At 52.9% G+C, this 21931-nt stretch carries 19 protein-coding genes; 12 read left to right on the top strand and 7 right to left on the bottom strand.

Translation table 11 applies throughout. The annotated features are described in order from the left end of the window. Positions 1 to 26: 26 nt before the first annotated feature. A complete protein-coding gene (locus tag AB8516_RS08395) occupies positions 27 to 674 on the bottom strand; it encodes an ankyrin repeat domain-containing protein (protein ID WP_369159785.1) in 648 nt (215 codons plus the stop codon). Between the two features lie 93 nt (positions 675 to 767). Between AB8516_RS08395 and AB8516_RS08390 the strand changes: the two genes are divergently transcribed. From AB8516_RS08390 to AB8516_RS08380, 3 genes are all read left to right on the top strand, one after another. After that, positions 768 to 1160 carry a hypothetical protein gene (locus tag AB8516_RS08390; RefSeq protein ID WP_069126943.1) on the top strand — a complete coding sequence of 131 codons (393 nt, stop codon included), beginning with the start codon at positions 768 to 770 and terminating at the stop codon, positions 1158 to 1160. Between the two features lie 145 nt (positions 1161 to 1305). Then, positions 1306 to 2898 (top strand): ion transporter, encoded by a 1593-nt coding sequence (locus AB8516_RS08385; protein ID WP_369159782.1) that lies wholly within the window; start codon positions 1306 to 1308, stop codon positions 2896 to 2898. Then, positions 2898 to 3626 (top strand): TrkA family potassium uptake protein, encoded by a 729-nt coding sequence (locus AB8516_RS08380; RefSeq protein WP_369159780.1) that lies wholly within the window; start codon positions 2898 to 2900, stop codon positions 3624 to 3626. Before AB8516_RS08385 ends, AB8516_RS08380 begins: the two co-directional genes overlap by 1 nt. 40 nt (positions 3627 to 3666) lie before the next feature. Here AB8516_RS08380 and AB8516_RS08375 read toward each other — a convergent pair whose 3' ends face one another. Further along, a complete protein-coding gene (locus AB8516_RS08375) occupies positions 3667 to 4023 on the bottom strand; it encodes a hypothetical protein (protein ID WP_369159778.1) in 357 nt (118 codons plus the stop codon). 134 nt (positions 4024 to 4157) lie between these two features. Here AB8516_RS08375 and AB8516_RS08370 point away from each other — a divergent pair, with 134 nt between their 5' ends. Further along, positions 4158 to 5072 carry a DUF3108 domain-containing protein gene (locus AB8516_RS08370; protein ID WP_369159776.1) on the top strand — a complete coding sequence of 305 codons (915 nt, stop codon included), beginning with the start codon at positions 4158 to 4160 and terminating at the stop codon, positions 5070 to 5072. A gap of 51 nt (positions 5073 to 5123) precedes the next feature. Here AB8516_RS08370 and AB8516_RS08365 read toward each other — a convergent pair whose 3' ends face one another. Next, positions 5124 to 5912: a hypothetical protein gene (locus tag AB8516_RS08365; RefSeq protein ID WP_369159774.1), complete on the bottom strand. Its 789-nt coding sequence runs from the start codon at positions 5910 to 5912 to the stop codon at positions 5124 to 5126. Next, on the bottom strand, positions 5909 to 6781 hold the full coding sequence (locus AB8516_RS08360; RefSeq protein WP_369159772.1) for a sterol desaturase family protein: 873 nt from the start codon (positions 6779 to 6781) through the stop codon (positions 5909 to 5911). Before AB8516_RS08360 ends, AB8516_RS08365 begins: the two co-directional genes overlap by 4 nt. A 230-nt stretch (positions 6782 to 7011) precedes the next feature. Between AB8516_RS08360 and AB8516_RS08355 the strand changes: the two genes are divergently transcribed. Beyond that, positions 7012 to 7578, top strand: a complete 567-nt coding sequence (locus AB8516_RS08355; protein WP_369159770.1) for a hypothetical protein — start codon at positions 7012 to 7014, stop codon at positions 7576 to 7578. A 79-nt stretch (positions 7579 to 7657) separates the two neighbouring features. Here AB8516_RS08355 and nadA read toward each other — a convergent pair whose 3' ends face one another. Together nadA and AB8516_RS08345 are read right to left on the bottom strand one after the other, a co-directional pair. After that, positions 7658 to 8722 carry a quinolinate synthase NadA gene (nadA, locus tag AB8516_RS08350; RefSeq protein ID WP_369159768.1) on the bottom strand — a complete coding sequence of 355 codons (1065 nt, stop codon included), beginning with the start codon at positions 8720 to 8722 and terminating at the stop codon, positions 7658 to 7660. Between the two features lie 15 nt (positions 8723 to 8737). After that, a complete protein-coding gene (locus AB8516_RS08345; protein WP_369159766.1) occupies positions 8738 to 9418 on the bottom strand; it encodes an NrtR DNA-binding winged helix domain-containing protein in 681 nt (226 codons plus the stop codon). A 297-nt stretch (positions 9419 to 9715) separates the two neighbouring features. On the opposite strand from AB8516_RS08345, the gene AB8516_RS08340 reads away from it, so the two are divergent. After that, positions 9716 to 10582, top strand: a complete 867-nt coding sequence (locus tag AB8516_RS08340; RefSeq protein WP_369159764.1) for an HDOD domain-containing protein — start codon at positions 9716 to 9718, stop codon at positions 10580 to 10582. 12 nt (positions 10583 to 10594) lie between these two features. Next, positions 10595 to 11773 carry a diguanylate cyclase gene (locus AB8516_RS08335; protein ID WP_369159762.1) on the top strand — a complete coding sequence of 393 codons (1179 nt, stop codon included), beginning with the start codon at positions 10595 to 10597 and terminating at the stop codon, positions 11771 to 11773. 37 nt (positions 11774 to 11810) lie between these two features. Here AB8516_RS08335 and AB8516_RS08330 read toward each other — a convergent pair whose 3' ends face one another. Further along, positions 11811 to 13313: a dynamin family protein gene (locus AB8516_RS08330; protein WP_369159760.1), complete on the bottom strand. Its 1503-nt coding sequence runs from the start codon at positions 13311 to 13313 to the stop codon at positions 11811 to 11813. Positions 13314 to 13739: 426 nt separating this feature from the next. On the opposite strand from AB8516_RS08330, the gene AB8516_RS08325 reads away from it, so the two are divergent. The 5 genes from AB8516_RS08325 (at position 13740) to AB8516_RS08305 (ending at position 21876) form a co-directional block, all read left to right on the top strand. Further along, a complete protein-coding gene (locus AB8516_RS08325; protein WP_369159758.1) occupies positions 13740 to 14135 on the top strand; it encodes an SCP-2 sterol transfer family protein in 396 nt (131 codons plus the stop codon). 145 nt (positions 14136 to 14280) lie between these two features. Next, the gene (locus AB8516_RS08320; protein WP_369163247.1) at positions 14281 to 15354 is read left to right on the top strand and encodes an efflux RND transporter periplasmic adaptor subunit; all 1074 of its coding nucleotides are present in this window, start codon (positions 14281 to 14283) and stop codon (positions 15352 to 15354) included. A 124-nt stretch (positions 15355 to 15478) separates the two neighbouring features. Further along, positions 15479 to 19612, top strand: a complete 4134-nt coding sequence (locus tag AB8516_RS08315) for an efflux RND transporter permease subunit (protein WP_369159756.1) — start codon at positions 15479 to 15481, stop codon at positions 19610 to 19612. A gap of 173 nt (positions 19613 to 19785) precedes the next feature. After that, positions 19786 to 20406, top strand: coding sequence for a hypothetical protein (locus AB8516_RS08310; RefSeq protein WP_369159754.1), 621 nt, complete (start codon positions 19786 to 19788; stop codon positions 20404 to 20406). Positions 20407 to 20664: 258 nt separating this feature from the next. Then, positions 20665 to 21876 carry a hypothetical protein gene (locus AB8516_RS08305; RefSeq protein WP_369159752.1) on the top strand — a complete coding sequence of 404 codons (1212 nt, stop codon included), beginning with the start codon at positions 20665 to 20667 and terminating at the stop codon, positions 21874 to 21876. The last annotated feature ends 55 nt before the right edge of the window (positions 21877 to 21931 follow it).

Here is a 21931-nt window from a genome sequence, read left to right as displayed (position 1 = left end):
TAAATGTGACGATGGATGACTTGTGTTCAGCGCGTTTCACTCGCACCGAATTGCCTTAAAATTCTTTCGATATCCCGATTTTTCCGTTCAATGGCAAGCGCCAGCGGGCTCATTCCCGCACGATTGCGTATATCCAGGCTGGCTCCACGGTTGATGAGGTATTTTGCCACCACCCGCTGATCATTGAGAACCGCCGAATGGAGGGGAGTATTGCCGTCGGCATCCGTATTATCAAGTGTTGCGCCCCTGCGTAACAGGAATCCAATCACGTCACGATCAGCGCTGCCCAGTTTTGCGGTTTCGTGCAATGCGGCATTCGGATCGAGTTTTGCGCCGCTTTTGAATAGATATTCCGCAACAATGGTGTTGCGTGCAATCAGTGCTTTAAGCAGGGGTGTGTGGCCTTGAGGGTCGCTAACCTCAAGATCAGCGCCGTTTTTGACCAGGATTTTGGTCATCACCAGGCTCCCCTTTGTCGCCGCAACATGCAGTGGCGTCATTCCCTCAGGTCCCGGTTTGTTGATGTCGGCGTTCCAATGGATATTGCGTTCCAGTTGATCGATATCACCGATCTGGACAGCGCGCGCGAGGGTGATAGTGGGTTCGCTGGGCTGGCTGCAGCCGATAAGCGTGGATAGGCAGATGATACTGATGAGGCTGAATCTGTTGAACATAGTGGAAGATAGTAAATCGTTCTCTACCAAAGCTGCAAGCAAAGACTGTCGATGATTGGCCTGACGGCGGGCACGTGATAGGGTTTAGCCGCCATGATAACAAAACTGATTCTCACCCTTACGGTTATAGCCATTGCCTGGTTGGTGGTTAAAAACAGACAGCAACGCGTACAGGCCATCACCCATGATAGCCAGCCTGATGTTGCGGCAAGACGCGCTACGAATCCCCTGCTCAAATGGGGGGCTTATGCACTGCTGGCTATGCTGTTGGCGGGTAGTGGGGCCTATCTCTTCGTGCAGTGGCAGGATTCCACCCGCGTCGTCACTGTCGTCGTGGTCGACACCCAGACGGGGAGAAGTGTCAGTTACCAGGCGCGGCGCGGCGATATCGAAGAGCGCTATTTTGTCACCCTGGACGGCAGGGAGGTCAGTGTGGCCAACAATGAACGCATCGAACTGGAGTCGGCTTCCCGGCAACGCCCGTGAGATATACGCTCGCTCCAGGTTTTTTCAGATCTGCCGATAAAGAGCCAGAAGCTTAGGGCTTGTTAACACTGGCCGGCAATCCGCCAGGGTCCTGGTGGATTCGGGCAGTTAACGAAAATTGGTAATCGGTGAGTAGCTCCATCACATGTCATTCTCCCATCGCGTCATAAAACAGTGTTATGCCATGCAGGGTTCCGCCCGTTACACCGGGTTGAAACAAACAGTGTACAATCTGTTGGAGAATCCCCGCGCGCCGATTCGTCCCTATTTCGATATCTTCATGATCCTGCTCGTTTTGACCACGGTATGGATGCTGATCTATGAGGTCAAGCATGACCTGGGTATGTTTGGTGATCTGTTCGAGATGATTGCGGTCGGGATATTCATTATCGAATATCTGTTGCGTTTCTGGATTTTCAATGACAGCCACAAAGTGATACTTGAGCGCTACGAGCGTGCCGAGTTCATTAATCAGCCCTTCCAGGTCTGGCCCGCACTTTGGCGGGCTTTTCTGGAAAAAATCAGATATGTCGTTCAACCACTGGCAATAATCGATCTGCTGGCGATCATTCCCAGCTACCGGCCATTGCGGTTTCTGCGCATCTTCCTACTGTTTCGCCTTTTCAAGCTGTTCCGCTATACCCGCAGTATCAGTGAGTTCGTCAAGGTCCTTTCCGAGAAACGGATCGAGCTGGTGACGCTGTTTATCTTTATGGCCTTCATCACCTTCACTGCCGCCACCGCAATATTCTTCTTTGAGGCCGATCAGCAGGACGCCCAGATAACCGGCTTTTTCGACAGTGTCTATTGGGCTCTGGTGACCATGTCAACGGTTGGGTATGGTGACATAACACCGCACACCACCGAAGGACGGGTTGTCACCCTGGTGCTGATCATCGCCGGATTGGGCGTGATCTCGTTTTTCACCTCCATCATCGTCTCTGCCTTTGGCGAGAAGATCGATGAAATTCGCGCCCATCGGATCTATTCCGAGGTTGAACGTAAACGTATCGACACCCTGATCTGCGGTTTTGGGCGGGTAGGGCAGGTGGTTGCGGAACGCATGGCAGGGGACAAACGTGGCTTTATCGTGATTGATCCGCTGGATGAGAATGCGCTCATCGCCAAACAGCGCGGCCACCTGGCGGTGGTCGGAGATGGAGAAGATACCGAGTTGTTATCGAGTCTGGGAATCGAAAAGCGTATTAAGCGATTGCTATGTCTTACCGGGGATGATGTGGTCAATGTTTATATCACCCTTTCCGCAAAGCAGTTGAATCCAAACATCGAAATCATCTCCCGCGCCAACCATCGGGAAAATCTATCCAAACTCTACCGTGCCGGTGCCGACTATTGTGTCGCACCCAATCAGGTGTTCGGTTTGATCGCAGCCGAGTACGCCGGGCAACCGGTCGCTTTCGAGGCCATTTATGGATTGCTGACCGGCCAATCTCCGGAAGGAATTGAGGCAGTGCGTGTCAAGCAGGAGAGTGTATTGGTCGGGCGACGCATTGATAGTATCGATTTCAGGCACCGCAAACTGACACCCTTTGGTGTGATACGCGAAGCGGGATGCGGCACGGCTGAAGAGCATGCCTACTATGATCTGCAAGGAAGTTGTTTCTTCTTTAATCCCAAAGAAAACTTCACGCTCAAAAAGGATGATCTGCTTGTATTGATGGGACACGAATACAGTGTGGTTCACTTTCGTGATTGTCTCGAAAGGGGGACGCTCTGATGAGCCGGCTCGACACCCTGATATTCGGTTGCGGTGCACTGGGCCATGAGGTTGCCATGCAACTGGCGGAACGTGGTGTCGAGGCATACCTCTACAGCAACGATCTGAATGAAGTCGGGGCGCTGCTGGCAAAGGGAATGCAGGCCGCAGTGGTCGATTTCAAGAATGATGACAAGCTGCGTGAAATCGGCATAGGCAGATGGGTTAAGACGATATTCTGTCTTTTCTCCCAAGAACCGAACAATCTTTTTCTGACGCTGTCCGCCAGATCCATCGATCCCGATCTCAAGATCGTCTGTGTTTGTGAGTCAGCTGCGTCCGGGGAGCGTTTAAAAGCGGCGGGCGCGACAAAAGTGATCGATCCATACGAAATCAGTGGCCACCGTGTGCATGAACGCATCGCCAGGCCCTATCTGGTAGAAATGCTCGAAAGCTCACTATTCGGCAAGCACATCGACATAGCCGAGATTGAAATGCCCGAAGATTCCAGGTTGTCGGGGGTGGCATTGAACGATCTGCAGCTGGAAAAACAGTTCAATCTGATTATCACCGGGGTAGTCGACCTGGAGTTGGGAAATCAACTGATCTTTGCAAACAGCGGTGTATCGCACCGCTTGCATGCTGGGGATATTTTGGTGGTTATTGGGCCGAATCAGGAAATTTCCCGTCTCAAGCAGGCCGTAGATGACAATTTGTTGGAACCCCCGCCAGGTTCACAGGATCTATAGGGGCAGCGTCAGTTTCAATCTCGTCAGGGTAATGCAGAACCTATGCAGGGGCACTTTGCAGAACGCTCGAAATGGGATCTGCAGATGCCTTGCCGGCCTGCGCCTCGGCGGCCGTTGCTGGCGTGGTCGATATTTGTTGCACTATGCTTTCGAGTATTGAGCGGGCCTGTTCAGGCGTGTTTAAGGCGTTCTCAGAGGCCTGAGCGCGGTTATTCTCGATATCGAAGAGTCTACGTGCCTGATCGACTTCAACTGCGGCGCTGTCTGCTTGCGTCGCCTGTGATTGCTGAGTCGTTGATTGTACCGATGCCTCCACTGGTTTCTGGCTGGTGTGTGATCTACCCGACTGATCCGTTGATGTGTTGATGGGTCTGTCGCTGTTGACGGGGCTGATCATGATACCGACTCCTCTAGAGACAAAAATTTGACGCATTCAGCTGCGATTCAGCATTTATAAGGGATGATGCCAGAAACGTGCCAACAGACTATTGCAGAGTATAGCCAAGTGAATAATGCTCAGGGGATTGAAAGATGATCGTGCGAATTGAAGCCCTAATCCTCTTCTTGGGGCTGATACTCGCTGGATCATCAGTAGCGGCGAAGGCGCCGGTGCTTGGGGAGTATCTTGAATATACGCTGAAATTTCGCGGCGTGGTGACAGGTTTCGTGGAACTGGACATCGCGAAAATGACCATGGCGGTGGAGCGGAAGATGGGACATGTGGATGACAATCCAGCCTATGTCACCAACCTGCAGCTCACCACGGAGCCCTACCGTAAGGCCGAGATGCTCTATCCTGTGAGATTGACCTATCGCAGCTGGCTGGATGCTCACAAACTCTACCCTCTTGTGGCAGTTAAATCCCTGAAAACAAGGGAGCATAAAGAGGCGCTGATGTGGTTCGATCATACCCAGGGCGAGGCCTATAACTACCAATCCGGCAAATTGGATAGCGATGAGGCGGGCAAACCTCCGGTAAGCTTAAAACAGATTACAGAGCTACCTGATGAGCAATGGGAAAAATTATTGCAGACCCATCGCGTTGCCTTTGATGGCAGCGAGGCATTGGATTACATCAGCTTTCTGCACCGTCTTCGCGGTATGCCGCTGAAATCGGGCACCCAGCTCGATTTCTCCACCTTCAATGGAGAGAAACTCAATGCATATCATATCAAGGTGGGTCAGGAGCGGTTGGTGAGAGCTGGTTGGAACCGGCCTGCCTTCAAGGTCAGGTTGTGGGAGATTGACCCAGAGAATGGCAAAAGGGCTAACAAGGTGGATCTCTGGTTGAGTGATGATGAAGAGCGCCTGTTACTGCGTTTCTATGCGGAGCGTGCCTTTGGCGCCATGGAGGGGATTCTTGATACAGGCCGTCCCCTTGATGGTGAAGATGCTGGATTTTCCGAAGCGACCCGCACCTCCCTCGAGAGCTATCTCGGCTTCTAGGGCCGATTGGATTAGTGTTAACAGGCCCTAGGTTATTCCCCGCCCCTTCGATTAATCTTCAGAGATATCAAATTTTGCCTTGCCTTCGGATGGAGCCTGTTCGGGCTGTTCCACATTCAAGTGATCGATGTTTGGGATGGGTGCGGGTTCAACGGGTGTCTGGCAATCTTCCAGGCTGCCCTGGTTGGCTGGTGCCATACTTAAAGCTGCTGTGTCAATCCTGGCTGGTTCAGGGGGCGATTCTTCAATCAAGGTCGCTCCCGGTTTATCCAATTCCAATGAGGATGTATCGATTTCCAGCGGCTCTGGTTCCGGGGATTCATCCAGAGTGATACCGGGTTTGTCCATGTCCAGCGAGCTGATATCGGGAATCTCCACAGCCTCCACTGTCGGTGCGCAGTCGCTCAGGTCGAAACCTTGTGCCGATGAGAGTTCATATTCCGGAACGGCGATGGGCGGGGTATCCGAATGGCTATCAGCCGGTGGTTCCATGGGTCCATCCGCAAAAGTCAATTCGCTGCTTGCCTGATGGGAATCGGTGGTGACAACCTTTGCCTGCTCTGCCGGGCGGCGTTGTTGAGTCGGTTTTGCAGTGGGTGGTGGGTCGCCGGCAGGTACGATATCCACCAAACCGCCCGCATCGCGAAAAGTGACGCGAAACTTAATTGCCCGATCCATATCCACGCTCTTCTTTATCGGGATCGGTTTGCCACTGAAGAGCCGATCAAGTTTGTCGCCTTGCAGCTTGAAAATAGCACCGATTTTACGTTTCACCTCAACCGGGTCATTATCCTTGATAATGGCTCCGGAGAAATAGACGTCATACATTTCGCCAGTCATGGTTGTGCATCTCCAGGTTCACGGTCAATCTTCCAGGACCGTTTATTGATACTGTAGACATCTTTGTCCTGAAGAAAAGGGATCATCAGCATACCCGTAAGCCGGGTCGTTATTCGGGGGTCTCTGAGGGATACGATGCCGATATCCATTGCTTGCTGTCCTAGTCTGGGTTGCTGGCGATAGGTACCCATCAGACGGTCCCAGAGTGAGAGATTGAATCCAAAATTACTGTTTGTCTCATCGGGCTCCACGGAGTGGTGTACTCGATGCATGTCAGGGGTCACGACGAGCCAGCGTAACACTCTGTCGATACGGGTAGGAAGTCTGATGTTGGCGTGATTGAACATCGCCATACCGTTGAGCAATACCTCGAATATCACAACCGCCACTACCGGTGGGCCCAGTGCGGCGATGGTCGCAATCTTGATCAGCATCGATAGAATGATCTCAATGGGATGAAAACGCGCCCCGGTAGTGAGGTCATAATCGGGATCCGCATGGTGCACCCGGTGCAGGCGCCAGAGCATCGGGACGGCGTGAACCATCACATGTTGCAGGTAGATCACCATATCCAGGATCAGAATGGCGATGATGATAGTTAGCCAGGGGGGCAGTGCGATGACATTCAACGCCCCCCATTGGGCCTGTGTGGTGAAAAGCGCCATTCCTACCGCCGCTGCCGGAAACAACAGACGCAACAACAGGGTGTTCAGTATCACGATACCGATATTCGCCAACCAGCGCCGGGAGCGGGGAACACGCAGTTTGCGGCAGGGTGAGGCGACCTCCCACAACGCCATTATGGCGAACACTGAGAAAAAGGCCGTTAACCGGATAGACAGTTCGTGATCGAGAATAAAGTCAGACATGTAAAGTTTGCTTGAGGCCCGGGTAATAATTGATTAATCTCAAGTTTAACCGACTAAGTCGGCAAACTTGACTTTAAGATTCGACAGCTATAATCGCAGATTCTTCCCTAATGGGGTATGGCGGTGTCTATAATTGTAGATATATCATGGAAAATAGATATCGCAGACCACAGAATCCCTCTCTGAGAAAAATCAGAGGCTTGCTCATAAATTGAGGCAGTATTCAGTCTATGTTTGAGAAAGATCCACGCACCTTCTCTCCCGAATACAAGAATCTGTCGCCGGAGCAGAAGGCGATGGTCAAGCTTGAGATAACCCTCACCAACTTCTTCAAGAACTTCGATAAGAGCATGTCCCGTTGGGAGCGTATGATCTATCCCATGCTGGTGGTTGTCGGTGTGCTTGGACTATCCGGTTTCTACCTCATCTACAACGTCACAACCGATATGCACACACTTACGGAACAGGTGGACCCGCGCATGGAAGACAACCTGCAATCGATGTCTAAACACATGGGGCAGTTGACGCAGAATATCCAGATCATGACGCAACAGATCACTATTTTGGTGGAGCGGGTGGACAGTATGGAGCAGCATATCGCCACAATGGACGGCAATATCGGTGCGCTCGCGGTTGACGTGGGTAACATGAAACAGAACGTGGGGCTGATGACGGTGAATATCGCAGATATGAATCAGGCCATGCGCACGATGACGGTAAACACCGGTTTCATGAGCCGCGACATCAATCAAATGGGGCGTCCGATGGACTTTATGAACTCATTTACCCCATGGTGAAACAGCAGCTGATCGCGGCATAATTGAATATCTGGCCAATGACGCCAATATCAAAGAGTTGTGCTGGTGATTCACAGTCTCAAGCGTTTCCTTTGTCCTGCATCCCAATGCCCTGTTGAGCGGCAAAGTCGAGCATTCGCTTAATCGGGATTACCGCGCGTGCCCCGATCGCTTCATCGATGTGAATTTCATTCCCACCGGAATCGAGAACCTGTTCCAGGTTCTGCAGTGAGTTCATACCCATCCAGGGACAGTGGGCACAGCTGACACAGGTCGCTCCCTCGCCAGCGGTAGGTGCCTCGATGAGTACCTTATCGGGCGCCATCTGCTGCATCTTATAGAAGATGCCACCGTCGGTGGCAACGATGAACTCCTTGTTCTCCATCTCCGATACGGCATTGATCAAGGCGGTGGTGGAGCCGATGACGTCAGCCTGTTGAATTACGTTTTCAGGGGATTCAGGATGAACCAATACCGCTGCATCCGGGTGCAGGCGTCGAATGCGTTCCAGTGCCACCGCCTTGAATTCTTCATGAACAACACATGAGCCGGGCCACATCAACATCTCGACTCCCGTGACCCGCTGTACATAGCTGCCCAGGTGTCGATCCGGCCCCCACAGAATTTTCTTGCCCTGTTCGGCCAGGTGCCTGACGATCGGTAGTGCAATGCCCGAGGTGACCACCCAGTCCGAACGGGCCTTCACTTCGGCGCTGGTGTTAGCATAGACGACCACGGTATGGTCTGGATGGGCATCGCAGAAAGCGGTGAACTGATCGGCAGGGCAGCCCTCATCAAGGGAACAGGTGGCGCCGAGATCCGGCATGATGACCCGTTTTTCCGGGTTCAGGATCTTCGATGTTTCGCCCATGAATCTGACGCCGCAGACAACCAGTGTATCTGCTGACTGAACTGTGCCGAAACGTGCCATCTCAAGGGAGTCGGCAACGCAGCCACCGGTTTCTTCGGCAAGGGCCTGCAGTTCGGCGTCGGTGTAGTAGTGAGCCACCAATACCGCATTTTGTTGTTCCAGCTTACGGCTGATTCTGGCCTTGATGGCCTGCTTCTCCTGGTCGCTGAGAGGGGGCCATTGAGGGTGCTCGGGGACTACGATCTTGGGAAGATTGAGTGGTTGGGAATTCATGGAGTTCTCATTTCTCTATTTTATAATTTCGACCTGGGATGGATTGATTACCCGGTAGGTTTTAGCGGGACGGTGATTTCCAATACGGGAGTATTCACCGGTTTCCTTGATGATGTTACGGGCAAGTATCCCCTTGCGAAAATTGCGCTTGTCCAGGTTTTCATTCAGCAATATCTCATAGACCGACTGCAGTTGACTGAGCGTGAAGAATTTCGGCAGCATTTGAAAGGCGATGGTGGTGTAGCCTAACTTGGCCACTAAGCGTTTGCGTGCCAATCGAATAATATCGGCATGATCGAATGCCAGTTCCGGCAGCTGGTTGATGGCGAACCATGCTGTGAGCGCCGCATCGCTGGATGCCTTGGGTGTCAGATGGTCGGATTGGCTCAATGCGTAAAACGTGACACTGATTACCCTTTCCCGTGGATCACGTTTTGGATCACCGAAGGTATACAGCTGTTCCAGATAGACACCCTCGACCCCCGTCTCTTCCAGCAATTCACGTTTGGCGCATGCCTCAAGGTCTTCGTCGATATTCAGAAATCCCCCTGGAAGGGCCCACATCCCCTGGCACGGAGGATTGCCACGCTGGATCAGCAGTACAGATAGGGCGTCCTGGCGAATGGTGAACAACACAACATCAGTGGTCACCGCCGGGTGGGGGTAGTCATAGCAGTGTCGGTGGGTTGAAGGCATTACTCTGTCTGACGTGGATGCCTGGATCGCTTCGTAACTGGTTTATTACAGCTTAGTGTACCAAATACACATTTATTGCACCAGTTCTTCTCCAGACAGAAAACCGGTGGGATGGTGTGGTTATGGCGGGGGTGACTAATCCTCATGTCTCGACTCGGACAAGCTACTGGAAATCCCACATGTTATTAAGCAGTAGAGTGAATTCTCTCTCAGAGCGCGCTGGAGGGGTTAAAGGTCGGTATGGGTATGCCGTTATTAAACTTGAGTAGAAAGGTGGATTTCTTAGAACAAGATAATATGAAACAACCCAATCAGGCAAAGTACAGGGTACAGAAGCTGCAGTACCTACCGCCACTGTCGGCGACGGCTACCCGTCTACTTGGGATGTTGGGTGATGACAGTTTTACCTTGCATGAGCTGGCGGGTGTCATCAATCAGGATCCAGGGCTCAGTGCGAGGATTCTAGGGCTCGCCAATTCAGCCTATTTCGGCCAAACAAAACCGATTCTCACCCTGGAAGACGCGATTATTCGCGTCCTCGGTTTGAATATGGTGAAAAGCCTTGCATTCAGTGTCGCTGTCAGCGGTGTGTTCGAATCCGATGGTTGTAGTGGCTTCGATTTACAGGAATATTGGGGCCATTCGCTATCTATTGCCATGCTCTCCCGGCAGATCAGCCTGGCTGTCAACAACGAAATACAGCCGGATGCTGACGGGATCTATTTGGCGGGGCTTCTATTCGAGATTGGTGTGCTGGTCTTGGTGCATGAGTTTCCGGAGGAGTATGCCAGGGTACTGCGGGTGTCGAAACAGCAGCCAGATAAGGATCGGCTGGAACTTGAAACAGAGATCATCGGGATCGACCATCGTCAGGCGGGTATCTGGCTGGGCCATCGCTGGCATCTGCCCGAAATGGTGGTCCATATCATCGCCCAGGGAGCGCGAGAAGGGATTGATTCGGACACTCACTGCGATGCCGTGCTTGTGGGCAATGTGGCGGAGTGGATTAAGAATCCGCAATCCACTGAATCGAAGCTGACACAGCCACTGCCTGGATTGGAAGTGAAATGCAGGATGTCGAGACAACAGTTGGATACCATCATGAAGGATTTTCTCGGCAAGGAAGAGGAGATTCATATGATTGCCAATATGTTGGCCAAATAACCGGAGCATTGAATGGATCTCTCTTTTAATCAGACATCCATGGACTTGCGAGAGCGTTTTTTTAGCCTGCTCGATTCGCTCTCTGCATTGCGCGCGCTATCCCAAATCAGCCTTGATGGTATTACTGAAGATGAACTGATCACCAAGGCCTTGGATGAACTGGTACGCTATCAGAATGTTGAAAACTGTTCGGTTTTTCGCATGGAGGGGGATCTGCTTCGCTGCGCAGTGGGTACCAACCTGGATGAAACCCATACTCAGATCAGCGGATCTGAGCGTGTAAGGCAATCCAGGGAGACGATGCAGTTCAGACCCGGGGAAGGTATCGCGGGTACCGCCTTTAGCACTGGCCAATTACAATATTGCCGCGACTGCTCCCTGAGCGATGACTTTCTAATCAATACACTGTCCGGCGGTGAGATACCCGGATCTCTTATCAGTGCCCCTATCATGATGGGGAAACAGGTATTGGGTGTATTGAACGCATCCCACCCCTTGCCGGAGTACTTCGAACCCTGGCAACAGCACACCTTGAGTCTGTTCTGTAGTTGCCTAGGGCAGATCATGTACAACCACAGGTTGCTGAATGATCTGGAGAACGAGGTTGAACAGCGCACCCGGGAGTTACAGGATGCCTTAAATGAGGCAGATGCACATCGCAAGCGCTATGAACAATTGCTGACTATCGATGAACTCACCGGATTACATAACCGACGCTACTTCTTTACGGAAGCTGAGGCTCTGCTATCCAGGGCCGTCCGGCATGAACAGAGCTGCAGCTTACTGTTGATCGATATGGATTATTTCAAACGCATCAATGATCAATGGGGCCATCAGGTCGGTGATGATGTACTGATTGCCATTGCTAAGGCCCTGAAGGAGGAAGCCCGCGGTGGCGATATTCTCGCCAGGGTGGGTGGTGAGGAGTTTGTGGTGATGCTTGCGGAAACCGGTATCGGTGGCGCAGAATTGATGGCACAGCGCATACAGGAGAGGCTGGCGCAACTCGACACAGGGCGCGACCTGGTGGGATTGAGTCTAACCGCCTGCATCGGGATAACCTCGCTGTCTCCCGATTACGACCGAGCTTTATCAATCAGTGAATTGCTTGATCAACTCTATTCCAAAGCAGACCGTGCCATGTACGATTGTAAATGCGAAGGTCATAACAGTCGCAAATGTTTCCTGTGACCCCGCTCGACAGGGTTCGTCTATCCTCCGCAAAGCGTCAAACACTCTCCTCGGCAACCTGTGGCGTCTCGACCGGCGAACTGGGTTCGGCTGCGAGCAGGGTTTCACTGCCGGAAGGATTGGTGAACCGGTCATTGAGTGTCTGGATATAGGTGTCTGTTGCCTGCAGGACTTCCCGTAACTGTCTTTTGGATTTGCGTCCCCACCCGGCGGGATTTTTGCGGAAGATTGAGCGCCAAGGCTTGGTGCTGCGTAGAAAAGCGCCAGCCGGATTACCCTTTATCCCCGCGCTGGACACTTGTTTGCGCAGCCCTTTCAGCAGGCTTCGGGCAGCGGCCAGCCTGACCGCAAAATGGATGACTACGAGAACAATGACCAGCAGGGCCGTTAACACCCATGGCAAAGGCGTGTTTACCCCGCTTTCAAGCCAGGGTGGGGCAAACTTGAAACCCTGCCAATAGCCCGCATTGACCGAGAATATCAGCAGTGCCAGAAGCAAGCCGCCCATCAACACGGCATCCCCCAACAATACCCGTTTCTTCCAGCGCCCAAGAGCCGAACTGATCAGGGGTATGCTGCGCTCTTCGATATCCCGTGCTGTTTTTTCAAGTGCGCCGACGATTCGGTAGGCCCGCTCTATTTCAACTTCTTCCATACGGCTGTGGATCTCTTTCAGATCGATATCACGCTTTGTCTCATAGCGTTGTCGCAGGGCCTCATCCTCAATAGGAACCGCTGCATCAGGGTTGTAGATCGCATAGAAGCGACCGGCTGTAAGCCCGCGTTCTCCCAATGCACGCTGCCAGGCTGCGATGACATCTTCAGGGTTGTTCTCTCTGGCAGTGGTATCGATCTGGTTCAGGATATAGAGGAATTTGCCGGTGTCATTGCGATGGATGGTGCGCTCGATGAGATGGCTCAGGGTATCCTGCATGGCGCCGGGTTCTGGATGGCGGGCATCGAAAAAGACCAGTACCAGATCGGAGAGGTCGATTATGTGATCGGTGATGCGCAGTGTCGAGGTTCGTTGGGCATCGGCATCGAATCCCGGAGAATCGATGACGATCTTTCCCCGCAGCTTTTCACTGGGACAGGTCTTGAGCTGGAGATAGGCATCAATACGTTCCCCTTCGCCTTTCGCCACCTTTTCGATCTCGTCAGACATCTGGTAGAAGGGAAAACGGGGATCGGAATCGAGGGCCACGCCGGGCAGGGCATGGGCGGTAGCCTCTTTGCTGTAGCAGATGACGGTAAACTTGTCGTCCACAGCCTGATTGCCCGAACGCTGTAGGGATGTGCCGATGTAGTGATTGATGAATGTCGATTTACCGGCAGAGAAGGTGCCGAGGATCGAAATCAGGGGCCACCAGGGTATCTGCGTGGCAAATGAGTTGTCGCCTTCCAGCAGCCCAAGCCGGAAGGCGACTGCGTCGAGTTGTCGAAAACTCTGTACCGTACTGAGGAGGATTGGGTTTTCCTGTTCCAGGTGGGTTTCTAGGTGTTGCAGGCGTGCCTCAATGACCTTTCCGGCTGGATGCATGTTTATCACACTCCTCGATTACGCTGTCTCGCAGGTATCATTTTTTCTATTTGATTATAGGCTGTGGATCGAAATCAGATACTTAGGGCTATCTTAATGCCTGCCCCGGCGGCATGCATAATTTTTTTTAAATTGACGTGAGATTACCGCCGTTTGCGAAGTGTTTTAAAAAGGTAAAATTTCAACCTTGATTTTTATATGTGTATTAATGCGGAATGTAACGTTTTGAAGTGCCTTATGTTACTGAAAGTAAAAATAATATTATAATTTGCTGATATTCTTAAATAAATGATTTATAATGGTTTCTGATGAATTTAGTCGGTTGCAATGGTATCCACCTTCGTAGATACTGGCAGATTCTTAAGCAGGTTGGGAATTCGCCTGCAACTGAATAAAAATGTCGAATAATCTGTAGAGGAGATCGAGATGGCAGAACTGTTTTCCGAGGCATGGATGAAAGATTTTGCAACTCACTGGAACGCAGAACCTGAATTGGCGGATGCCCTGTCTCAAATAGGCTTCAATAGCGTAATCGGTTACGGCTTCGATGGTGACGATACCCCAAAAGGTGTGCTCATCGTGGAAAATGGAAAGGCAGTGAGTGGTGAGACTTACAACGGCCAGACGATGAACTGGGATATTCGCGCCACTGAGGATCAATGGAACAAGTGGATTGCAAAGCCACCCGGCATGATGGGTCTCGGCATGGCTTTTACATCACGCAAGATGAAATTCATGGTCGGCGACTATTCATCCATGATCAAGGATCCACGTATGGCGGGGCCATTTATCAAGAGCTTTTCCGTCATGGGGCGTGTCTGACAGATGTGTGGTAACGGGATATCCCGTATCTAAAGTGAATCAACACCAGGTAGTGTGAAATATGGGTTTTAGATCGAAGGCGTGGATTCTAGTTGCCAGTTGTGCATTTTCCCTTGTTGCGACAGGATTGCTGGCACAGCCCAATATGAGCGGTGGTGACCACTTCGTGGTTCAGCAGACACAGGGTGTACCCAATGTCTCTCTTGGCGGTACAGTGGTTCCCTACAAAGAGGTTACCCTGTCTGCGCAACTCCCTGGCAGGGTCAACTATCTTGCCGGTATCGAGGGCGATACATTCAAGGAAGGCGATCGTCTGGTGGAGTTGGATGACAGCGAGTTGATGGCCAAACGGGAAGCGGCGCTGGCGCAACTGGCAAATGCCGACGCCCAATTGCGCAATGCCGGCGTGCAGTACAGTCGCGAGTTGTGGTCGCCTAAGTCGAGATCAGCCATGGGCGGCATGGGTATGCCGAACCTCTTTGATCAGATGTTTACACGTCCGATGGAAGATGCCTTCGGGGAGCGTGATCAAGGCGCCGAACGCAGGGCGGATATCTTCTCCTCGCAAACCAATATTCAACAGGCGAGAAATACCATCTACCGGGTTCAGGCTGAGATTCGGGCCATCGACGCCAAGCTGCGCGACGCCAAGAGTCTCGCCCCCTTCGATGGTGTGATAATGAAGAAATTCGTCGAAGTCGGCGACACGGTGCAACCTGGCCAACCGCTATTGAAATATGCCGATGTGGAGTATCTACAAATAGTGGTGGATGTGCCCGGCCGTCTCCGACCCGGTCTGAACGAAGGCATGATGCTGCGTGCGGAGCTCGATGTGGGTGATCGCGATGTTCCTGTTCGAGTTGCACAGATTTTCCCCATGGCCGATGCTCAAAGACACACCGTAACCATCAAATTCGATCTGCCCCAGGGAGTCTCTGCTCCGGGCATGTATGCGAAGGTTCTGGTGCCCGACTTCAACGCGCCGGCCCGTTCCAATCCGGTCATACCGAACAGCGCAATACGCTACAACGGGAGCCTTCCCGGCGTCTATGTGGTGGGAGAGGATGGCAAGCCGATGCTGAGGCTGATTCGCGTCGGTGAAAAGCTTCCGGGTGGAGAATACAGTACTGTATTGTCGGGACTGCAGGCGGGCGAGCGGGTATTGCGTAATCCACATATGGGAATCAGTGCGGGTTGGACCTCTTCGCAGGGTCAGTAGACGCGGAGGTCATGAGGGGATTCCCAGGATTTTTCACGGAAGAAAAGCACTCTCAACACTTACAATTACGATGGGTCAGGGTCTTTGACGGGGCCTGCTTGATATCAATGCTTCGAGATTAACTATGAGCCAGAACGACGAGAAACTCGATCAGCTCCACTCAACCGATCCTAACTACGAGGCGCATCTGGGTATCGCTGGCAGAACCGCCCGTTTTTTTATCCAATCTCCTCTCTCGCCGCTCTTTTTCCTGGCCATGATGCTGATGGGACTATTGGGTCTTATCATCACGCCGCGTCAGGAGGATCCTCAGATCTCTGTGCCGATGGTGGATATCTTCGTGCAATATCCGGGCGCGGCGGCGGATCAGGTTGCCGCGCTGGCCATTGAGCCGCTGGAACGGATCATGTCGGAGATTCCCGATGTGAAACATGTCTATTCAGCCTCTCAGCGGGGTGGTGGCGCCGTCACCATCGAATTCGAGGTGGGCGAAGAGATGGGCCCCTCTCTGGTGAAGGTGAACGATAAGATCGATTCCAACATGGATTTGATCCCACCGGGCGTTATGCCGCCATTGGTGAAGGCCAAGGGTATCGATGATGTGCCGGTCGTGACACTGACCTTATGGTCCAAAGACCTGGACCGGGATGGGGCGCCCGATGTTGACGACGGGCAACTGCGGATGTTGGGACACGATGTGCTGCAGGCCCTGAAGGAACTGCCCGACACAGGAAACGGATTTGTCGTTGGCGGTCGGCGGGAACAGGTCACCATCGAGGTTTTTCCGGAAAGATTGGCCGGCTACGGCATCAGCCTGGACCAGGTTGCCAACACAATTCGCACCGCCAATGCGGAGCAAATGGCTGGTGGTGTTGAGAGCGGTAGCACCCATTTCAATGTGGTAACCGGATCGTTTTTGGAAAATGTCGAAGACATCAACCGGCTGGTGGTCGGTACCCACAACGATGTTCCGGTCTATGTACACGATATCGCCCGGGTCAAACAGGGGCCGGAGGATGCCAAGCAGTTGGTGGGCTACTACACCGGTACGGCCAGCGACCTGGAGATCAAGGCCGATGGCGTACCTGCGGTCACGCTGGCGATCGCCAAAAAAGAGGGCTCTAACGGCGTTACCGTGGCTAATGCCATCAAGGAGCGGGTCGAGCATATCAAGGGGTCGTTGATACCGGACAATGTGGAGGTCAGCGTCACCCGCAACTACGGTAAGACAGCCGACGACAAAGTCACTGAATTGATCTTTAAGCTGTTTATGGCTACCGGTTTTGTGTTCCTGCTGGTGCTGGGCGCCTTCCGCGCATTCAGGCCGGCCATTGTAGTGGTGCTGGTTATTCCGGTGGTATTGCTGATGACCATATTCAGCGCCTGGGTGATGGGATACACCATTGATCGTGTCAGCCTGTTCGCATTGATCTTCTCCATCGGTATCCTGGTGGATGATGCCATCGTGGTGGTGGAAAATATCTATCGGCGCTGGCTGGAAGAGAAATCCACCGACGTGGTTACTGCCGTGGATGCTGTCAGGGAGGTGGGTAATCCTACGATACTGGCTACCTTCACCGTCATCGCGGCGCTGCTTCCCATGGGGTTTGTCAGTGGCATGATGGGGCCCTACATGGAACCGATCCCGGCCCTTGGCTCGGTGGCAATGCTGATCTCCCTGTTTGCCGCATTCGTATTCACCCCCTATCTGACCGTCTCCCACTGGTTGAGGCCCAGTATGCGTTACCTGGAAGTGGCCGGTGCGCGGGAACACAAGGAATCGGAGTGGCTGGAGCGATTATTTAAACGCATCCTGATGCCGTTGATCGAGTCGCCTCGCAAGGCACGGTTGTTCAAGCTGATCATGTGGGGCACCTTCCTCGTCACCTGTTCATTCTTCTATTTCAAGTGGGTGGCGGTGAAGATGTTGCCGCTGGACAACAAGCCGGAGTATTCCGTGGTGGTTGATATGCCGGAGGGGACCGCCCTGCCGGTGACAGCCAACCTGGCCCATCGTATGGCGGAGAAGATCCGTGTACTGCCGGAGGTTACGGCGGTTCAGGTCTACGCGGGTACGGCCCGCCCCTTCGATTTCAATGGCATGGTCCGCCACTACTATCTGCGCTCGGATCCCTGGCAGGCGGAAGTGCAGGTGCAGTTGCTGGACAAGACCGATCGTGACCGCACCAGCCACGAAATCGCGGTCCAAACCCGGGAGATGCTGGGCAAGCTCATCGAGGGTACGGGTGCCAAGATTGCAGTGGTGGAGATGCCCCCGGGTCCTCCGGTGCTGCAGTCTGTCGTTGCTGAAGTGCATGGGCCGAGCCCGGAAGTCAGGCGTCAGGTGACAAGTGATCTGACCGATATGTTCGAGCAGACAGAGAGCCTGCGTGATGTGGACAACTACATGCGTGATCCCTATCAGTACTGGCGTTTTACCGTTGACACCGAAAAGTCAGTGCGGCGGGGTATCTCTGTCGATACCATTAACCGCAATCTGGGGATGGCCCTTGGCGGCTCACCCTTGGGCGATGTCAAGCAACGCGCCGGTCATGAACCGATCAATATCATGATGCAGGTGCCCCTGGCCGAGCGATCGGAAATCACCCGTCTGGGCGATCTGCCCATTCATTCCAGCAGCGGTATCACCGTACCCTTACGTGAACTGGGTCGTTTCGAGCAGGTGCTCGAGGATCCGATCATCTACCACAAGGATCTGCGGGATGTGGAGTATGTCGTGGCGGAAGTGGGCGGTAAGCTGGCGGCTCCCGTATACGGCATGCTGCAGGTACAGGATCTACTTGCTGAAAATGAGTACAAGGCGCCTGACGGCGTTGCCATCAAGCCTGACTGGCTCGGTCCGCCCGATAACGACTCCCAGACCGGTATTGAATGGGCCGGTGAATGGACGGTGACCTTTGAAACCTTCCGCGATATGGGCGCGGCGTTTGCGGTCGCTCTGGTTTTGATCTATATCCTGGTCGTATGGGAGTTCGGCAACTTCCGTATACCGGCACTGATCATGGCCCCTATTCCTTTGACGTTGTTGGGGATCATTCCTGCCCACTTCATCTTTTTCCAGTTCGGCTGGGGGGGGGAATTTACCGCCACTTCGATGATCGGCTGGATCGCCCTGGCGGGTATCATCGTGCGTAATTCGATTCTGCTGGTCGATTTCTCCATCCATCAGGTTCAGCAGGGCACCTCCGTGGTCGACTCCGTGATCATGGCCTGTAAGACACGGACCCGTCCGATCATGATTACAGCATTCGCTCTGGTGTGTGGTTCATCGGTGATTTTTTTCGATCCGATTTTCCAGGGCATGGCCATATCATTGGCATCCGGTGTACTGGTCTCCACCGTGTTGACATTGATTGTGATACCTTTGGGATGTATCGCCGCCAGCAAAGATATTATGGAAGTGGCCGCCACTACCGCACCGGCTGGAAGCGCTATTGATGAGGATAGTGAAAAGAAACCAACAGAGGCAATACCTGCGGTTGCCCATACACAGGCCTCTCCCGAGGCCAAATCCGAGACTGTGAAAAGAGACTCCCTGCCTATCAGGATTTGGCAAAAAGTCATCGCTGTCGTCAGTATGCTGTTCTATCTGATCAGGGCGATATTCCTGGTGATCGGGCAAATGTTCAAAGGATTGTTTCGGAAAGGCAAGGCTCCTCAGCTGCCGGATGCCCAACCGGATGTAAAAAAGGGAGGCGGTACGGCTGGCGGCTCAAGCAGTGGTGGTACAACGACACCCCAGACAGGATCTCCATCATCTGGCAGTGAAGATGTGCCGGTTGCCGCCGCACCTGCGACGACTTCTGACAAAGCCAATCAGCGCCCGAACGAAAAAGTGGCGGCCTCATCACCAGCCTCATCAAAGGTTTCGGTGGATACACCTGAGGATCAGTCAGCAGAAGGCTTCAAACCAGGAGAACAGGCCACTAAAGCTGATGCCGTTGCGAAACAGAAAAAGAGTGTCAAGAAAAAGCAGGTCAAGCTTGCTGAGAAAAGGAAGAGCAGGACGAAAGCCGATTCCAAGAAGTCGGCAACCAGCAATCCCAAGCAGAAAAAGCGCCCTTCGACCCTGAAAAAACAGGCGCCAAAAAAGAAAGCGGCATCGGCCAAGACCAAGGGTAATGGGTCACCGGGATCTGTCACCCCGCAAACAAAGACGACTCCCAAGCCGGCTTCAAATGTGACGGAATTTCCGATACGCAAAAGGGCCGCGAGAAGAGGGATAAGGCTGAAGTAGTATTTGGCTCGTTAATCCATTGCTACAGACAGGCCCACAGCAGCTGCACACTACTTGTTATGGTGCCGGATTGGTGGGGCCAAACCCGGGTGTTAGGCGGTCGATTACCATTCTACCAGGTCCTGCCTTTATCGGTATGGTCTATACTCGTTTTGGCAAAATGGAGTGGTAGTTTGCGTATTGATGCATTGCTCTGGTTAGTCTCTCTCTTGTGTCTGGTTGGTCTTGGTGATGTCCTGGCAAGGGAGCCCTATGCCGATTATCAGTTCCGTGGCCAGACTCAAAACAGATCCGGCTTGCAGCAAGATCGCTATCGCTGGCGTCCCTTGAATGAAGAAGAAGAGAAGCTCATTGAATCATCTGCCGAACCCGATAGTGCCCGGCGCCCAAACCAGTCGACTCTCTATCCGTCATCGGTTATCGACTATGCCGAGGCACCGCCAGGTCTTCCCCGTGGCGTCTATAGACCGGTAGAAGAGAGGCATACCATCACCCCTCACATGGATGGATTTAGATTCCGTGAACTGACCCCAGACGAGCAACTCCGCATTAAGCGCAGGAATGAAATCTACAATCAAGCCTGGCAGCCGGATCGAAGTGAAAACCGGTCAATTCTGTCATCCGGTGGTTATAGTCAAGGCCAACCGGAAATTCAGCGACAGGGGACCTATAAGTTTCGTCCTGATAAAAGGCTGGATAAAAAGCGCGGTGGGAATTGGGGGCGTTCACAATCATTTCCCTACAATCCTGCATTTACCGAAGCCTATCAAACGCCGATGTTCCGTCCTGAATAGGGGGTTACCGGTGACTATCGTTGCACTGCATCTATTGATTCCAATCGACTTCATGCAAAAACAGCGCAGTGGTGGTTTTGTACAGACCTGTTTACCGCTAAACTGTGTTGTAAATTGAAACAGGTCATGGAGCTTGTCTTCACATTGTTGTCCAGTCCCACCCTGGGCCGTATGAAAGTGACGAGTCAGGTTTGGGCGAGTATGGGCTGCATCCCTGTACAACTAACAGATGATGGATCAAATTAACAGGTATTCAAGATGAGAAATAAGACGTATGCACTACTGATTACAGGGATATTCTCCGTGATGCTGATGCCGTCGACCTCTGCAGTGGAGAGTGCCTCCTATCCTGGTGCCGGTAAATGGCGGCCAATCCAGAGTCAGAACCGACTGAATGTAAACTGGAACGACTTCTCCCCTCAGCCGGGACAAAACGTATGGCCTGGCGCTTGGGCACCTGGTAACGATTACTCTCTGCATAGTCCGCAATCCTATAGCATCAGGCCCTGGAAGGGTCACGCCGGTCGTCACAAGAGCCACGTTTCCACGATGCCAAATACAAGTACTGCACCTTATATCAGGCCCGATAACGGGGCATATGCAATGCCGACGAATATACACAATCCTGGCTACCAGGGAGCACAGGGAGCGGTTGTGCCCAGGCAATTCTATTGGCGACCCGCGGCTCAATCTGCCCGTGCAGGGCAGCTGAAGTATGGACCCAACAGTCAGTATAGATTCAGACCCATGGAACAGGAGCGGCAGAGAGAGGCTCCGCCGAGGTGGACCTATCGGCCAGCACAGCTTGAAATACCCAACCATTATGTCTATCGCCCGCTCAAAGTTCAGCAACGCAGAAACCACACCGACCAACAGAGACAGCGAAGGTCCGCAGTACCGGGTATGCAGGATTATGGTTACAATCCCCGGGATCCGATGCACTACGGTTATGATCGTTCCTGGATGCCTATGCCAGGTTTGGCATCATCACCCTATGATCCTTATCGGTACCTTGACAGGTACAATCAGTATTCGGTGGCTCAATCGAACGACAGATACCGTTGGCGGGGAGATCGTGTCGGATATCCGATTCCCCGTGGCTATACCGCCCCTCGATATACAGGGCACAGTCCCTTCACAGGACATCGTTTCCGTCCACTAAAACGATCGGGATGGGATAGGTATCGCTATCGTGGTATGCCGGATAGGTATGCCGCCGGATCATATCCTGTAGCAAACTATCAATGGAGGCGGCCCGGTTGGGCCAATTACGATACTATGAGGCGGGAATGGCAACCTCAAATAGCAATGTCCTATCCTGGAATGCCGCATCCGATGCGGCGGCCCGATGTGCCGAACCGATACGGTGTCAACTGGTATGATGGACGGGGCGACGGCGAAGGGGCGTGGTATAAGTTGGCCGGGCAGCGGGAGTGGCCGAGGGTTTCGCAATATTTGCCGGTGGACTGAGGTTATAGAGAGGCTGACGATAGATAATAAAAGCACTCTGTATATTCCCGCATAA

It is taken from the genome of Candidatus Thiodiazotropha sp. LNASS1, from assembly GCF_964212655.1.
Classification (GTDB): Bacteria; Pseudomonadota; Gammaproteobacteria; order Chromatiales; family Chromatiaceae; genus Thiodiazotropha.
Note: the sequence above shows the minus strand (reverse complement) of the source record. Positions and strands in the feature narration are given on the sequence as shown.